The following is a 16159-nucleotide window of genomic DNA, read 5'->3' as shown; positions in this document are numbered from 1 at the left end:
CCGCCACTGACTTTTCCGGGGCATTCTTATGACTTTGTCGCCATCTCGCTATCTCGTGCCGCTGATTGCAGCGACGGTGCTGATCTGGGGTTTCGTTTCTCTCAACAGTGCGGGCGTCGAAAGCCGCCCCCTCGCTTTGTCACTGGTGCTCGGCACGGCCTTCGGCATTGTGCTGCAGCGCAGCCGCTTTTGCTTCCTCTGCAACTTCCGCGATCTCATCGAGAAGCGGCAGGCAGGGGGCATCATTGCCATTCTGGTGGCATTGGCCGTTGGCGCGATTGGCTACACCACCATTTTTGGCGCTTGGCTGCCGACACCGGCGCTGGAGCGCTTACCCCCGACCGCTCATATCGGCCCGGTTAGCATTACCCTTGCCATTGCCTCGACCGTCTTCGGCATCGGCATGGCCATCTCTGGCTCATGCCTTTCGGCGCATTTCTATCGCCTTTCTGAAGGCTCGGTCATTTCGCCCTTCGCCATCATCGGCGCTTTCTTTGGTTTCGGCATTGGCTTCCTCACTTGGAACAGTCTTTTCCTCGCTGTGACCACCAATGCCTTTATCGGCTGGATCCCGCACCACCTTGGCTATGCTGGTGGGCTGACGCTGACGCTGGTTTTGCTCGGCGCACTGGCGATTGGTGCGCTGCTGTGGGCCAAGCCGCAAGCAACGGAAGCGGAAGCAGCGCTGACACTGGAAACCGGGGTAAGGAACCTGTTCTTTAAGCGCTGGCCCGCGATCATCTCCGGAACGCTGGTGGGCATTATCTCCACCCTCGCCTATCTGCGCGTTGCGCCGCTGGGCGTTACAGCCGAACTTGGCTCGCTGGCGCGTACCGCAGGCACTGCGGGAGGCATTGTGCCGTCGAGCCTCTTTGGCTTGGACACGCTGCGCGGCTGCGCCACCATCATCAAGGAAACCCTGCTCTCCAACAACGGCCTTTTCGTTCTGGGCATTATCGGGGGGAGTTTTTTCACCTCGTTTATCGCCGGTCAGTTCAAGCCGCGCCGCCTAAAGGGCTCTGACGTTGCTCGTGGTCTCGTGGGCGGCGTGCTGCTGGGCTGGGGCTCGATGACGGCGCTTGGTTGCACAGTGGGCGTTTTGCTCTCTGGCATTCAGGCAGGGTCTTTGTCGGGCTGGGTCTTCCTCGTCTTCATGTGCCTTGGCATTCTGCTGACCTGGCGCTTGGCGCGGGTCTTCCGCATCAGCCTTTAAGGAGCAATGCGCCTGGCTCAAGTCAGGCCCTACGATAGAAGCGTTTACCAAGAGGCTGCGGCGCGCTATGCCAATGGTCCAGCGCGCCCAGACTGCTTACTTGTTTGCACGACACGAAATTGTTTTAGAACTTTTGACGTCTCGCATTGCAGTCTTTCCGCACGCGCAGGCGTAAAGAAACATGACTAGTACAGGCCCTCATGTACGACGTATTCGATGAATATCTGAACCGCGATACCTGGCACACACCTGACTCTCTCGAGGATAATGTGTTCCACCGCACGCTCCGCAAGGTCGTCGACAATATCAACTTCACACCCGACGCGATGGGCGACTATTTTCGTAAGGTGAAGGGGCTTGCCCCCGGTGCCGATTGCGAACTGGCACAAGCCATCGCCCGCCGTGTCGCTGATGCGAAGGCCGTGCAGGATTATCGCCAGTATAATCCAAGCCACTAAGCCTTTCCGCTCAAGAGGCGTGGGTTCAAACATCTTGCTTCCATCGGCACTTGCCGATGGAGCAATATCAAGGCATGGTCACCGCCCCACCCTAAGCGGATGAACCAATGTCTGAGTTATTCTCCCCGATCACGCTTCGTGACGTGACTCTGCGCAACCGGACTGTGGTTGCGCCCATGTGCATGTATTCCTCCATCGACGGCTTCGCCAATGATTGGCATTTCGTTCATCTGGGGCGCTTTGCCATTGGTGGTTTTGCTCTGGTGATTGTGGAGGCCACGGGCGTTGTCCCCGAGGGTCGCATTTCCTATGCGGACATGGGGCTCTGGAAAGACGAGCACATCGCTCCCCTCGCCCGCATTGTCGATTTCCTGCACACGCACGGCACAGCCGCAGGGATTCAGCTGGCCCATGCGGGGCGCAAGGCCTCGACATCTGTCGAATGGCGCGGCGCGGATGAACTTCAAACGGAAGAACAGCGCAAGGCCGTAGGCTATGAGCACTGGGTACCAGTGGCGCCGAGTGCCGAAAGCCACGACCCCAATGACGACGACTATCAGGTGCCAACAGCACTGGACGCAGCCGGTATTCAGCGTGTCATTGACGGGTTTGCAGACGCTGCAATCCGCGCCGACAAGGCGGGTTTCGATACCGTCGAAATCCACGCCGCGCATGGGTATCTGCTCAACCAATTCCTCTCGACACTCGCCAACCATCGTACCGACGAATATGGCGGCAGCCGCGAAAACCGGATGCGACTGGTTTTGGAAGTGACCGAAGCGGTGCGGGCGGTGTGGCCTGCCAGCAAGCCGCTCATGGCGCGCATCTCGGCAAGCGACAATGCGGAAGGCGGCTGGACAATTGAGGATAGCGTCGTGCTGGCGCGCGAGCTCAAAGCGCGTGGTGTTGAGGTGATCGATTGCTCAAGCGGCGGGTTTGCGCAGGGCCGGATCAAGCCCGAGGCGAATTATCAGGTCAAGTTCGCCCAGCAGGTGAAGGCCGAGGGCGATATTCTGACCATGGCAGTGGGCCTCTTGGGTGACGTTGAAGGCGCAGAACAGATCATTGCGCGTGGCGAGGCCGACTTCATCGCGCTGGCCCGCGGGGCAATGGACGATCCGCAATGGGCAGCCCACGCGCGACGGGCACTTGATGGGTCTTATGACAACTGGCCGGTGCAAACAGTGCGGGTGCAAAGTCGAGACAAGGTTCTCGGCGTGCGGAAATGACAAAGGGGGCTCACGCCCCCTTTTCTTTTACAACAGCACCTGAGTGCCGATTTCCACCACCCGCCCAGACGGGATGTGGAAGTATTCGGTGGCGTCGCTGGCATTGCGCGACAGGCGAATGAACAGCTTGTCCTGCCAGGTGTGCCAGAACGACGTGGACTTGCCGATTTTAAGCGAACGACGCGAAAGGAAGAAGGAGGTCGACATGATGTCGAACTTCCACCCCAGCTTGCGCGCCAACCCCAGTGCCTTTGGCAGGTTCGGCGTTTCCATAAAGCCAAAGGTGATAACCACGCGGAAGAACAGCGCGTTATAGGCGTCGATCGTGACCTTTTCATCGTCCGGCACGCGCGGCGAAGTCGAGGTGCGAACCGTCAGAATGACGTTCTGCTCATGCAGCACCTTGTAGTGCTTGAGGCTGTGCAGGAGCGCTGTCGGCGCGCCCTCGATGTCGCTGGTGAGGAAGATCGCTGTGCCGGGCACAGTCGTTGGCTTTTTCTTGGCGAGGTTATCGACGAGGAACTGCAACGGCACTTCATCGCGACGGGTCTTTTCCTGCAGACGGCGACGACCGGCCATCCAGCTGCCCATCAAGAGCGCGACAAACACTGCGACCGCCGCAGGGAACCAGCCCCCCTGGAAGAGCTTTGACGCGTTCGCGGCAAAGAACCCGCCGTCGATAATAGCAAAGACCACGCCAAATGAGGCAACGGCCCAGAGCGGCCATTTCCAATTGCGGCGCATGACAACGAGCAACAAGGCCAGCGTGACAATCATCACCCCCGACACGGCAATACCATAAGCATTGGAGAGGGACGCCGAGCTACCGAATGCAGCAACGAGGATCAGCACGCCGATCATCAGGAACATGTTGATCTGCGGCATGTAGATCTGACCGCTCTGCGTCTCCGACGTGTGGAGCACGCGCATGCGCGGCAGCATGTTCATAGCGATAGCCTGCTGAGTGAGGCTGAAGGTGCCCGTGATGACCGCCTGAGAGGCAATGATGGTCGCCAAGGTGGCGAGGATCACGAAAGGCAGCAACGCCCATTCAGGCTGCATCTCATAGAACGGGCTGACAACGTTGTTGACGCCCGTATGCAGCACATAAGCCCCCTGCCCGAAATAATTCAGCAACAGGCACGGAAAGACGAGGCCAAACCAAGCCAGCACAATCGGTTTGCGACCAAAGTGCCCCAGATCGACATAGAGCGCTTCTGCGCCGGTCACAGCAAGAAAGATTGCCCCCATCACCACGAAGGCGATGCCGAGGTGGGTGACAAGAAACTCGATGCCGAGCAGCGGGTTCAGCGCCCACAGGATCGCCGGGTACTGCATGATATTGAAGAGGCCCGAGGCACCGAGAACGAGGAACCAGATCGCCGTTATGGGGCCAAAAATGATGGCGACTTTCGCCGTGCCAAATTTTTGCACGGCAAAAACGCCGACAATAATGACCAGTGTGATTGGCACCACCCAGCGCGTCATGCCCGGGGCCACAAGATCAATGCCTTCAACGGCTGACAGAACCGAAACGGCGGGGGTGATAATGGCATCGCCGAAGAACATGGCCGCGCCCAAAATCCCGAGCGCTGTAATCCAGAATGGTGGGTTGGTGAAGGTCTTGCGGGCAAGCGCCATCAAGCTGAGCGTGCCGCCTTCACCATTGTTGTCCGCACGGGTGACGAAGAACACATATTTGACCGCGACGGTGAGCGCGAGCACCCACACGATCAGCGAGAGCAGACCAAGGATCTCGACATTGGTTGCCGCAGCGCCCGGGCGCACGTGCATGGCCTGCCGGAAAGCGTAGATCGGCGAGGTGCCGATATCGCCATAGACGACACCGATCGCCCCGAGGGTCAGCATGGGTAGATTGTTGGACTTGTGATCGCTGTGGGGGGCGTTCACATCACCGACGCTGGGCGCGGTGTTTTCCGAATGCGTCATGAGCGTTAGGGCTCTCGCTGTAGCAGGGCGGGCGCCGCTATACACCCGCACCCATAAACTATCAATGCCCGGCGCGATGCTTGGTTCAACAAGAAAAAAAGGCCGCTCGATTTGCGAGCGACCTTCCAAGACAAAAATTGTCTCTGAGCGTGAGTGATTTACTCAGCAGCGATTGCAGTTGCAGCGTCTGCTTCGCGAGCCTGCTTTGTAGCAGAGGCCCACCAGATCAGCTGATCGAGCATGTCCTTGGCCGCGCCACCGATTGCACCTTCGATGTCGTTCAGCGACTTGGTGCCGCCAAAGCCTGGGTGAACCGAGGCAAATTCAGCGCCAGCAAGGTGAACTGCCGAGCGAGTCGAAACCATCTGCAGCTCAACACCGATGTTCCGCAGGTGCTCGATAGCGCGTGCGCCACCAACACCACCGTAACCGAAAGCGCCAAAAGCCTTCTTGTTCCACTCGACATAGGCCTGATCAATTGCGTTCTTGAGAGCGCCAGAGATCGAACGGTTGTATTCAGCGGTTACGAAGATGTAGCCGTCGAGTTCAGCAATTTTCTTCTGCCACTTCTGCGCATTTGCGTTCTGCGAAGGCATCCAGGCAGTGGACGCAGCTTCGTCAAAGAATGGCAGGTCATAGTCGCGCAGGTCTACGATTTCAGCTGCGATTTCAGGGCGTTCGTTGGCCTTGTCAGCAATCCACTGGGCAGGGACGTGACCGAAGCGGGTCGGACGAGTGGTCGAAATAATAACGCCAATCTTGAGCTTGGACATCTGAGTGCCCTCCTTGGTAACAAAACGTAACTGAGGCGATATATGTGCCTGTCTCGTCCGTTCACAAGTGGGCACTATTATGTTCCCAGATACATATGTCTCACTAGGTAACACCGATGTAAGTATCGGAAAGTCCTAGGCTTTTAGAACAAAAAATGGACGGATCACGATAATCCGTCCATTTTCAGCATAATTAAAACGCAGTGTTCTGTTTTATCGAACAGTCTTTAGTCTGCGAGGACCGCGCAGTAGCGACGGGTGGCTTCAGCAAAGCCATAGAGCAGTGCGTCTGCGGTGATGCCGTGGCCAATGGAAGCCTCTGCGACGCCTGTCACCTGCTCTTGGAAAGCGGGCAGGTTTTCGAGCGTCAGATCATGCCCGGCATTGACACCCAGACCAATGGCAAGGGCAGCGGCGCAGGTATCGGCCAGCGCCACGAGTTCACGCTGCGCGGCAGCCCGGTTGTCATAGCAAGCGCCATAAGGGCCGGTGAACAGTTCGATACGGTCGGCACCAACCGCCTTGGCAGCAGCAACGCCTTCAGCCCCAGCGTCTGGATCGCAAAACAGCGAGATACGGCGCCCTTGAGCACCACGAAGACGCGGGATGACCGCGTTGAGAATGTCGGCCTGACCGACAAAATCCCATCCGTGGTCAGAAGTCGCCTGGCTCGGATCATCCGGCACCAGCGTGACTTGATGGGGATTGATGGTTTCGATCAGGGTGATGAAATCTTCGCTTGGGTAACCCTCGATGTTGTATTCGACATCGGGATATTCCAAGGACAGAAGCTCAGCCAAAGCGAACACGTCCGTACGCCGAATATGGCGTTCGTCGGGACGGGGATGAATGGTGATGCCCGCAGCGCCCGCGTCCAAAACCACGCGCGCAATGCCGGTCACACTCGGCCACCGCAGATCGCGGCGATTGCGGAGTTGGGCGACGGCGTTGAGATTGACGGACAGCAGAGTCACGGACGGATATCCTTACAGCAGATAGCTTCTGCTTACGCCCTGCCTCACCGAGGAGCAATACTGAAGCGCTAGGCCGTTAGACGCAGACTATAAAACACCCGGCGCGATGAGCGAACACCGCGCCGGATGATTGGGCATTACATGCTTTCAGGGCCGCGGCTGATCGCAGCCAGACCGGTGCGGACCACTTCGACGAGACCAAGCGGCGCCATCAGAGCGATAAAGCTATCGATCTTTTCTGGCTTGCCGGTGACTTCGAAAACAAAGCTCTCGACGGTCGAGTCGATGATGTGCGCACGGAAGGCATCAGCAAGACGCAGCGTTTCAGCGCGATGATCGCCCGAACCACGAACCTTGATCAGCGCCAATTCACGCTCAACGAAAGCGCCTTCTGCCGAAAGGTCATGAACCTTATGGACCGGCACGAGACGCTCCAGCTGGCTCTTGATCTGGATCAGAACCTTGGGCGTGGCGATGACAACAACAGTGATGCGACTAAGTCGACTGTCGTGTTCGGTCTCACTGACGGTCAGGCTCTCGATATTGTAGCCGCGCGCCGAGAAGAGGCTCACGACACGTGCGAGGATACCGGGCTCATTGTCGACCAAAACCGAAAGCGTGTGGCGTTCGTTCTGCTGGGTTTCTGGAGCCATGAAATAGGCGGAACCAGTGGGCTGGAGATGTGCGTTCATTTTTGTTTCTCTCCGCAGCTGGCTTAAACCAGCTGGCGTCCCTTCTCGTCGATGATGTCGCCGATGTCAGCGGTATCAGGCAGGATAATTTCATTGTGCGGCTTGCCCGATGGGATCATCGGCAGGCAGTTCTCGTCCTTCTCGACGATCACGTCGAAGATAACTGGGCCGTCATAGTCGAGCATTTCCGCGATTGCCGCGTCGAGCTCGGCTGGGTTTTCGCAGCGAATACCCTTAGCGCCATAAGCTTCAGCAAGCTTGACGAAGTCCGGCAGCGATTCCGAATAGGAATGCGCATAGCGCGAGCCGTGCAGCAGATCCTGCCACTGGCGGACCATGCCCATGCGCTCGTTGTTGAGGATGAAGATCTTGATCGGCAGACGATACTGAACCGCCGTCGAGATTTCCTGCATGGTCATCTGTACGGACGCTTCGCCGGCGATATCGATCACCAGTGCATCTTCATGCGCAACCTGCACGCCAACAGCGGCTGGCAGGCCATAACCCATGGTGCCGAGACCACCCGAGGTCATCCAGTGGTTTGGCTTATCGAAGTGGAAGTGCTGCGCAGCCCACATCTGGTGCTGGCCCACTTCAGTGGTGATGTAGACTTCCTTGGACTGGTTCTTGGTCGCTTCATACAAGCGCTGGATAGCCCATTGCGGCTTGATGACCGTGTCCGAGTTCTTGAATTTGAACGAACCAACGGCGCGCCACTTTTCAATCTGGCTCCACCACGGCGCAATTGCTTCATTGCGAGGCTGATTGGTCTTGGAACGCCAGATGCGGATCATTTCCGCCAGCACGCGGTTGCAATCGCCAACGATTGGAATGTCGACGCGGATAATCTTGTTGATCGATGCAGGATCGATATCAACGTGGATCTTGCGGCTGTTTGGCGAGAAAGCATCGACGCGGCCGGTGATACGGTCGTCAAAGCGTGCGCCGATGTTGATCATGACGTCACAGTCATGCATCGCCAAGTTCGCTTCGTAAGAACCGTGCATGCCCAGCATGCCGAGCCACTGCTTGTTGGAAGCCGGGAACGCGCCCAGACCCATCAGGGTCGAGGTGACTGGGAAGCCAGTGAGTTCGGCCAGCTCGCGCAGGGATTCGGAGGCTTCCGGACCCGAGTTGATGATGCCGCCTCCGGTGTAGAAGATCGGACGCTCAGCCTTGAGCATCATATCGACAGCCGCTTCGATAGCCTTGAGGTCGCCATCCATCTGCGGACGGTACGACTTGGCGCGCAGCGTGCTCGGCTCTGGACGATAGTAATCGCCAACCGCGAACTGAATGTCCTTCGGAATATCGATGACAACCGGACCCGGGCGGCCAGTGGTGGCGACGTGGAAGGCCTCGTGCAGGATGCGCGGCAGGTCCGCCACGTTCTTTACGAGGTAATTGTGCTTGGTGCACGAACGGGTGATGCCGACCGTATCGCATTCCTGGAAGCCGTCGGTCCCGATAAGGGTCGTTGGCACCTGCGCGGTGATGCAAACGAGCGGAATGGAATCGAGAAGAGCGTCGGTGAGGCCGGTCACCGCATTGGTCGCGCCCGGGCCCGACGTCACGAGCACAACGCCCGGCTTGCCAGTCGAACGTGCATAGCCTTCGGCCATGTGGGTCGCACCCTGTTCGTGGCGCACCAGAATGTGCTGGACGAAGTCCTGCTGGAACATCGCATCATAAATTGGCAGCGCAGCGCCACCGGGATATCCGAAGATATGTTCAACGCCCTGATCGGTGAGCGCTTGGATCACCATTTCAGCGCCGGTCATTTTTTCGGCCATCATTCAGCCCTTCCTAATTCTCCCCCGGAGGGAAATCCGTCGTTCTCCGCCTCTCCCCGCGCGGCGGAAAAAAGGCAATAAAAAAGGCCCCGTTTGGGACCTTGTGTTCGGCGCATCCGCAATCGCGCGGGGTTTTACCCCACGGTGCCGATGCGCCTGCTAACCACTACGAGAATGAGCGCCCGCATGGGACCTCTCCTGAAAATTCGTTGCGCATTGATAAAGTGATTGTGAGTCCTGAGTCAACCCAAAATGCCGCATGCAAATCCCCAGCTGAGATCGCCTCAGCCTGCCACACAGGCTTTTTTAATGGCAGGACGCCTCCAAAGTGCTAAAGGCGGCACAACACAGATTATGACCTTTTGGTGACATGAGTAAAAGCGCGCTCGACAAAGACTTGCAGCGTGTTTCCGGAATGGAAACGGCAACCTTCAATTTAACCCGCTCGCTCGCAGCGCCGGGCATCGCCTTGGTCTTCCTTCTGCTGGCCGCAGTTTGGGCCAGCTACGCGATGGGCGGCTCGCCAGGCACATATATCGTCGTCATATCGGCCTGTATCGCAGGCTATATGGCGCTAAACGTTGGCGCAAATGACGTCGCCAACAACATGGGCCCAGCTGTCGGTGCCCGTGCCATTACCATGGGCGGTGCTCTCGTAATCGCGGCAATCTTCGAAGCGGCTGGCGCTCTGCTCGCTGGCGGCGACGTGGTCAACACAGTAGCGCGCGATCTGCTGATCGCACCGGACTTCGAGTCGAAGACCTTTATTACCGTGATGATGTCCGCCCTGCTGGCCTCTGCGCTGTGGGTGAACCTGGCGACCTATATTGGCGCGCCAGTTTCCACCACTCACGCCGTTGTCGGTGGCGTCGTTGGCTCCGGCATTGCTGCCGCAGGCTTTGGCGTCGTCAACTGGGGCATGATTGGCGCTATCGCCACCAGCTGGGTGATTTCGCCAGTCATGGGCGGGCTGTGCGCAGCAGGCCTTTTGTGGTTGATCATGAAGACGATCACCAATCGCCTCGACAAGATTTCAGCGGCGCGCGTTTGGGTACCAATCCTTGTCGCACTGATGACAGGCGTCTTCGCCATTTATCTAGCGACCAAGGGCATGAGCCGCATTTGGAAGCCTGAACTGCCGATCGTCGTGACGCTGTTCTTCGTGTTCACCGCACTTGGTTGGATTGTTTCCATGCCAATCGTGCGCAAGCAGTCGATGAACCTTGAAAACCGCAAAAAGCATGTAGCGACCCTGTTCCGCATTCCGCTGGTAATCTCGGCCGCCCTGCTCTCCTTCGCCCACGGTGCAAACGACGTTGCCAACGCTATCGGTCCTATGGCCGCTATCGTGAGCGCCATCGAAAGCGGCGGGGCTGACGCAGGTGGCATCAGCTTGCCATTCTGGGTCCTAGCCATTGGCGCAATCGGGATTTCACTAGGCCTCGCGCTGTTTGGCCCCCGCCTCATCCGTACTGTTGGCGAGCAGATCACCAAGCTCAACGAAATCCGCGCATTCTGTGCGGCGCTGTCGGCGGCTGTGACCGTACTCGTCGCTTCAGCACTCGGCATGCCGGTTTCCTCAACGCACATCGCTGTGGGTGCAGTGTTCGGCGTCGGGTTCCTGCGTGAGTATTTCTCGCGCCGCGATATGGAAGGCTCGGCAGTTCCGGTTAACGCTAAGTTCGTTGACCCATCCCAGCTCAATGCCACCCCGGAAGAGGCACTTGCCAATGCCCGTAAGTCTGAAGGGCGTCTCCTGGTCCGGCGTCAGCATGTTTACTCGATCGCGGCGGCCTGGGTCGTAACCGTCCCCGCATCGGCCGTTTTGTCGGGCGTGCTCTATTACGTGCTGAGCCTGATCATTCGCTAACCACCAACAGCATTAGCCGAACAAAAAGGCCCGGAACCTCATGGTTCCGGGCCTTTTCTCTAATTCGAAAGGGTTCGCTTACTTGACGAGATAAGCCGTGTGAAACTTCACAGCGAGACGCGCCAATGAGCGATCGGCCAAAAGACGCTTGGCTTCTGTCAGCGTCGCCCAGTGGCGTAGACGCTGCCCTTGCTCACGCCAGCTCTCGAGCTGCTCGGTGACGAGAAGTGGGTAGAGATCGACATTCACTAAAGTCGCCCCTTCCCCGCCGGTGCTGGCGCGGTAGCTGCCAATAACGTCCTGCGAGATTGTGCCGACAACACCCGCCTCTTCAGCAGCCTCGCTCGCAGCGCTGTCCCAAGCAGTATAGCCAGGCTCAATAGCACCCTTTGGAAAGATCCACTTGCCGCTGCGGCGCGAGGTGATCAGCAGGAAAGCCATGCGCCCGTCGATGATCGAATATGGCAGAGCTCCGGCCTGACGCAACGCATCTGGCGTTTCGACGGCGGGGCTCCAATGCTTAAGCAATTCGCGCAAGGTCACGACCCTTTGGATAAAATAGGTTGGTCGCTCCTTGGCACAGCTACGCCGCTTGTGTCCACACCACAAACAGAAAGGGCCCCGAAGGGCCCAATCAAAATTCGTTATATCGAGACGAAAAGCTCGATTAGCGTGCCAGTGCAACGTTTGCTGCGGAAACCTTGCCGTCACGGCCGGTTTCGAGTTCGAAGGTGACCTTGTCGCCTTCGTTCAGGCTCTGTAGGCCCGAGCGCTGCAATGCAGAAATATGCACAAACGCGTCTTTTTCGCCGTTCTCAGGCGAAATAAAACCGTAGCCCTTAGTGGTGTTAAAGAACTTCACGGTGCCCGTAATAGTAGACATAGCAAGACCTCGAGGTCGTAGATGCTGCTCGCGCAGCGTTGGGTGAGCCTGACAGCAAGTTGTCAGAACGTACATTTTCACCAGATCAGGAGGTAGCCTAGTTTCCGGAAGCCCGGTCGTTCAGTTAGCGCAAGTCGAGTGGCACGTTAGTACCGATTATCTACGTAGACTGAACAATTTTCAAGGCAGAACTCACTGTAAGTGAAAGACACCCGGCCGGGGGGCCGACCGGGTGTCTTACGCCCAAAAGGGCGTACGCCGCAGGGGGCGCTACGGCATCTAGAGACGGTGTTAGCCGCGCGGACAAGCCGCTACGTACTGCACACCTGTGCGTGGGTTGCGGTACACGCACTGATTTGGATTTCCGTTATAGTTACGGCTTTGCAGAGCATCGCCAGCAGCCGCCCCGGCGATCGCGCCGATACCAGCACCAACGATAGCACCAGCTGCACTGCCGCCGGTGATTGCCGACCCTACGACCGCGCCACCGACGCCGCCAACGGTTGCACCCTGCTGGCTAGCAGTACATGCGGTGAGCGAGAGAGCCGCAACTGCGACCACCAAAATCTTAAGCATGGAATATCCTCCACGATAACTTCCGCGTCCAAAATGCGCGACATCCGTGAATGGTTCCAGAATTCCGCCCAAATTATTTATTTAATTTAGCGAGGCCCGCGCCACTTAGGGCAAATCCAAGCCATCCCAAAATCATAAGCCCACCGCCAATCGGTGCCGCACCTGCAAAAAGTGGTGCACTGAGAAACTCACGCAACGCCAAATCCGCTCCAAAAATCAGCGTCCCGAGCGCCAGAATTGCCCCCGAAAAGGCGAAGGAACGAGACCGACCAAAGAGGCCAACCGCCAACAACGCAGGGCCATGGGATAGAAAGACCGCCGCGATGGCAGAAAGATTGCGCGAGTCCACCATATGGGAGGATGCAGCCGCAGCAGCGACGCCGCTTGCCCCAAGCAAACCCGCAACGACAAGCAGGCCTCGATGCAACACAATCATGTCCAACTCCTTAGCCGCCCTTTTATAGCGCCAGCGAATGGTCTAGAGGATCACTCTCTAAGAGAGTATTGAATATGAGTGAGATGGTCGCGCCAATGCCAGAGCGTGCTTCGCGTGGCGCCTGGGGGCGGGAATTTATCGAGAGTTTTTCTCTCGCTTGGCCGCTGGTTATTGCTCAGCTTGCTCAAAACGCCCTGCAAACAACAAACGTCGTCATGGTCGGCTGGCTCGGCCCATCCGATCTGGCAGCGGCAACGCTGGCCTCCACGTTTTATACCCCTTTCATGCTGCTCGGCACCGGGATTGTCGCGGCGGTATCAGCGCTTGTTGCGCAAGCGCGTGGGCAGCGAGACATCAAGGCCGTGCGCCGTGTCGTGCGCCAGGGCTTCTGGGCGGCGCTCATGATTTGTGCGGTGCTTGTGCCGCTGATCTTACAGTTTCAGAATATATATCAGCATCTGGGCCAAGACCTCGACACGGTCGCGCATGGCCAGAGCTACATCAATATTCTGGCGTTTTCCCTGTTCCCGGCGCTCGGCATCATGGTGCTGCGCTCGTTTTTGTCAGCGACCGGCATAACCCGTCCCATTCTGATCATCACCATCTTTGGCGTGCTCATTAATGGGCTGATCGCATACAGCCTCATCTTCGGCAATTTTGGTTTGCCGGAAATGGGCATTCGTGGCGCTGGCGTTGCCTCGCTCGTGGCGAACTTGGCGATGGTCGCGATGATGCTGACCTATGTGCTACGTCACCGCAAACTCAAGCGCTTCAACATCCTCGTGCGCTTCTGGAAGGCGGACTGGGGGCACCTCAAGGAAATCTTCCGCATTGGTGTTCCGATGGGCATGACGACACTGGCGGAAGTCGGGCTATTCACCGCCGCTGCGGTGCTCATTGGCCAATTCGGCACAGACGCGATTGCGGCGCACGCCGTCGCGTTACAATGCTCGTCGACCGCTTTCATGGTGCCGCTAGGCTTGGGATATGCCGCAACTGTCCGCGTCGGCTTGGCCTATGGTCGCGGCGACAAGGAAGGCATTCGGCGCGCCGGCTGGGCGTCCTTCATCCTCGGAACCGGCTTCATGGTGTTCTCCTGCGCCCTGTTCCTGCTCGCGGGTCGACAGATTGCCGGGGTGTTTTTGGATCCGACGCTCGAGTCCAACGCCCATGCGATCAATCTTGCTGTGACCTTCATCGCAGTGTCGGGCCTGTTCCAACTGGTCGATGGCGCTCAGGTTACGGCAGCCTATTCGCTGCGCGGCCTGAGCGACGCGAAGGTGCCCATGTGGATCGCCATCTTTGGCTATTGGTTCATCGGGCTACCGACCAGCTATGTCTTGGGCTTTACCTTCGGCATGGAAGGCTTGGGCGTTTGGCTCGGTCTTGCTGTCGGCCTCGCCTTCGTGGCTGTGCTGCTGGTCGGGCGATTTGCCTATCGCGAACGCCTCGGACTGCTCAAAACACTGAACCCCGCTTAAAGCGGGGTTCCTCCAAGGCCCAGTCTTGGCCAATCAGCCATGCGGTTGCGGAACCACGTTCGCTGCCGCTTGGCATATTGATGGGTGGCAGTCGTGGCGAGACGGATCGCCTCCTCCTCATCCATTTCCCCTTTCAGCCAAGCCGCAATTTCCGGTACGCCAATTGCCTTCATGGCAGGCAGCATCGGGTCGAGGTTTTGCGCCAACACCGCCTTCACCTCCTCCACAGCGCCATTGTCGAACATATGGTCAAAGCGATGGGCGATACGCTCGCGCAGCACCTCGCGTTCGGGCCACATAACAAAGCGCTCAATATCGGCGTCAGCCAAAATTCCAGCCTGCGGCTCGTCTTGATAAGACGACAGCGCCCTGCCCGTTGCCCGCTTGACCGAGAGCGCCCGAACCACACGCTGAGGGTCAGCAACCTTGAGCCGAGATGCGGTGATGGGATCTTCCGCCGCGAGCAGCGCCATACGCTCAGCCTCGTCAAAATCGGCAATCTCTTCTTCAACCGAAATCATAACGGCTTGAGGCACTTCTGGGATGTCTGCGAATCCCTTCGTCAGCGCATCGAAGTAAAGTCCTGTGCCGCCGACAAAGATCAGCTCACGCGCTGGATCGACCTCTTGAATCAACGCATTAACTTTTCGGATATATTCGCCGGTTGAGAACCGTTTAGCGACAGGCACAACGCCATAGAGATGGTGCTCGGCCTGCGCTTCGTCTTCAACAGATGGACGCGCTGTCACAACACGAAGCGTGTTATAAACCTGCATTGAATCGGCGTTGATAATCACGCCGCCACCCGTCTGGGCGCGCGCGATTGCCAGCGCCGACTTGCCGCTGGCAGTCGGACCCGCTATCAGAACCACGCGCCTCTGGGCCATCATTTCGTTCTCCCGAAAGTCGCTTTATCCATGCCGGTTCTTTCCCTGATCGCCAACCCTGCAGATCCTGATTTCGACACCAAGCTTGCTCAAGCTGTCGTGGCGGAAATAGGCGGAGAACTCAACTGGCTGAACAATGGTATCGCCTGCGATATCATTGAGCCAAAAGCTGAGAACGCTCTCGCCCTCGCGCGCGAAATCATTGGCACGCGCGCAGTGGACGTCAATTTGGTGCCCACCTATGGTCGCCGCAAGCAGCTTCTTGTCGCAGACATGGACTCCACCATGATCCAGCAGGAATGCATCGACGAACTGGCCGCTGCCTTGAACCTCAAAGACAAGGTTGCCGAAATCACCGAACGCGCTATGCGCGGCGAACTTGATTTCGAACAGGCGCTAGACACGCGTGTGGCTCTCCTCAAAGGCCTTGATCGTGCTGCCATGGACGAGGTTCGTCGTGGCTCCATCACCCTCATGCCGGGTGGGCGTACGCTGATCCAGACCATGAAGGCCTATGGCGCTTACACCTCGCTGGTGTCGGGCGGCTTCACCTTCTTTGCTGACTATTTTGGCAAGCGCATCGGCTTTGACGAGGCCATCGCCAATGTTCTCGAATTCGACGGCGATAACCTCACCGGCACAGTGAGCAAGCCCATCGTCGACAAGACCACCAAGCGTACACGCCTTGAAACGCTCGCCCAAGAAAAGGGTCTGTCGCTGAGCCAGACCATGGCTGTGGGCGACGGTGCCAATGACCTCGATATGATCGCCATTGCCGGCATGGGCGTCGCGCTGCATGCCAAGCCGGTCGTAGCGGCGGCCGCAGGCTACCGCATCGACCACAGCGACCTCACGGCCCTGCTTTATCTGCAAGGCTATGACGACGAAGAACTCGTCCGCTAAGCCAACACCAAGATCCAATAGAAAAGGCCGGCGCAGTTTCC

The 16159-nt window shown here is 58.0% G+C and carries 16 protein-coding genes; 6 read left to right on the top strand and 10 right to left on the bottom strand.

The features are described 5' to 3' along the window. The first annotated feature begins 28 nt into the window (after positions 1-28). From HKD40_RS07880 to HKD40_RS07870, 3 genes are all read left to right on the top strand, one after another. A complete protein-coding gene (locus HKD40_RS07880) occupies positions 29-1213 on the top strand; it encodes a YeeE/YedE family protein (protein ID WP_169195187.1) in 1185 nt (394 codons plus the stop codon). 200 nt (positions 1214-1413) lie between these two features. Next, positions 1414-1671: a hypothetical protein gene (locus HKD40_RS07875; protein WP_169195186.1), complete on the top strand. Its 258-nt coding sequence runs from the start codon at positions 1414-1416 to the stop codon at positions 1669-1671. A gap of 107 nt (positions 1672-1778) precedes the next feature. Next, positions 1779-2900, top strand: a complete 1122-nt coding sequence (locus HKD40_RS07870) for an NADH:flavin oxidoreductase/NADH oxidase (protein ID WP_169195185.1) — start codon at positions 1779-1781, stop codon at positions 2898-2900. Positions 2901-2927: 27 nt separating this feature from the next. Here the strand turns inward: HKD40_RS07870 and HKD40_RS07865 are convergent, their stop codons facing one another. The 5 genes from HKD40_RS07865 to HKD40_RS07845 all read right to left on the bottom strand — a co-directional run bounded on the left by HKD40_RS07865 (position 2928) and on the right by HKD40_RS07845 (position 9082). After that, a complete protein-coding gene (locus tag HKD40_RS07865) occupies positions 2928-4850 on the bottom strand; it encodes a potassium transporter Kup (RefSeq protein ID WP_169195184.1) in 1923 nt (640 codons plus the stop codon). A 158-nt stretch (positions 4851-5008) separates the two neighbouring features. After that, positions 5009-5623, bottom strand: coding sequence for an NADPH-dependent FMN reductase (locus HKD40_RS07860; protein ID WP_169195183.1), 615 nt, complete (start codon positions 5621-5623; stop codon positions 5009-5011). Between the two features lie 227 nt (positions 5624-5850). After that, positions 5851-6597, bottom strand: a complete 747-nt coding sequence (locus HKD40_RS07855) for a pyridoxine 5'-phosphate synthase (protein ID WP_169195182.1) — start codon at positions 6595-6597, stop codon at positions 5851-5853. Positions 6598-6734: 137 nt separating this feature from the next. Continuing rightward, a complete protein-coding gene (gene ilvN, locus HKD40_RS07850; RefSeq protein ID WP_169195181.1) occupies positions 6735-7289 on the bottom strand; it encodes an acetolactate synthase small subunit in 555 nt (184 codons plus the stop codon). 23 nt (positions 7290-7312) lie between these two features. Then, entirely contained in the window at positions 7313-9082 is a 1770-nt protein-coding gene (locus HKD40_RS07845) for an acetolactate synthase 3 large subunit (RefSeq protein WP_169195271.1), read from the bottom strand. 370 nt (positions 9083-9452) lie between these two features. Here HKD40_RS07845 and HKD40_RS07840 point away from each other — a divergent pair, with 370 nt between their 5' ends. Then, positions 9453-10952 (top strand): inorganic phosphate transporter, encoded by a 1500-nt coding sequence (locus tag HKD40_RS07840; RefSeq protein ID WP_169195180.1) that lies wholly within the window; start codon positions 9453-9455, stop codon positions 10950-10952. Between the two features lie 78 nt (positions 10953-11030). Here the strand turns inward: HKD40_RS07840 and HKD40_RS07835 are convergent, their stop codons facing one another. The 4 genes from HKD40_RS07835 to HKD40_RS07820 all read right to left on the bottom strand — a co-directional run bounded on the left by HKD40_RS07835 (position 11031) and on the right by HKD40_RS07820 (position 12847). Then, positions 11031-11489: an NUDIX domain-containing protein gene (locus tag HKD40_RS07835; RefSeq protein ID WP_169195179.1), complete on the bottom strand. Its 459-nt coding sequence runs from the start codon at positions 11487-11489 to the stop codon at positions 11031-11033. Positions 11490-11619: 130 nt separating this feature from the next. Beyond that, positions 11620-11835, bottom strand: coding sequence for a cold-shock protein (locus HKD40_RS07830; RefSeq protein WP_169195178.1), 216 nt, complete (start codon positions 11833-11835; stop codon positions 11620-11622). 291 nt (positions 11836-12126) lie between these two features. Next, the gene (locus HKD40_RS07825; RefSeq protein WP_169195177.1) at positions 12127-12411 is read right to left on the bottom strand and encodes a glycine zipper domain-containing protein; all 285 of its coding nucleotides are present in this window, start codon (positions 12409-12411) and stop codon (positions 12127-12129) included. Positions 12412-12484: 73 nt separating this feature from the next. Next, positions 12485-12847, bottom strand: coding sequence for a DUF423 domain-containing protein (locus HKD40_RS07820; RefSeq protein ID WP_169195176.1), 363 nt, complete (start codon positions 12845-12847; stop codon positions 12485-12487). 74 nt (positions 12848-12921) lie between these two features. Here HKD40_RS07820 and HKD40_RS07815 point away from each other — a divergent pair, with 74 nt between their 5' ends. Continuing rightward, positions 12922-14328 carry an MATE family efflux transporter gene (locus HKD40_RS07815; protein ID WP_248305965.1) on the top strand — a complete coding sequence of 469 codons (1407 nt, stop codon included), beginning with the start codon at positions 12922-12924 and terminating at the stop codon, positions 14326-14328. Here the strand turns inward: HKD40_RS07815 and miaA are convergent. After that, entirely contained in the window at positions 14325-15218 is an 894-nt protein-coding gene (miaA, locus tag HKD40_RS07810) for a tRNA (adenosine(37)-N6)-dimethylallyltransferase MiaA (RefSeq protein WP_349236461.1), read from the bottom strand. The genes HKD40_RS07815 and miaA overlap by 4 nt on opposite strands. Before the next feature lie 27 nt (positions 15219-15245). On the opposite strand from miaA, the gene serB reads away from it, so the two are divergent. Continuing rightward, positions 15246-16118, top strand: coding sequence for a phosphoserine phosphatase SerB (serB, locus tag HKD40_RS07805; protein ID WP_169195175.1), 873 nt, complete (start codon positions 15246-15248; stop codon positions 16116-16118). Positions 16119-16159: the final 41 nt, after the last annotated feature.

This window comes from Devosia sp. MC1541 (assembly GCF_012847305.1).
In the GTDB taxonomy this organism is placed as follows: domain Bacteria; phylum Pseudomonadota; class Alphaproteobacteria; order Rhizobiales; family Devosiaceae; genus Devosia.
The sequence above is the reverse complement of the archived record's forward strand: the minus strand, read 5'-3'. Positions and strand labels throughout refer to the sequence as shown.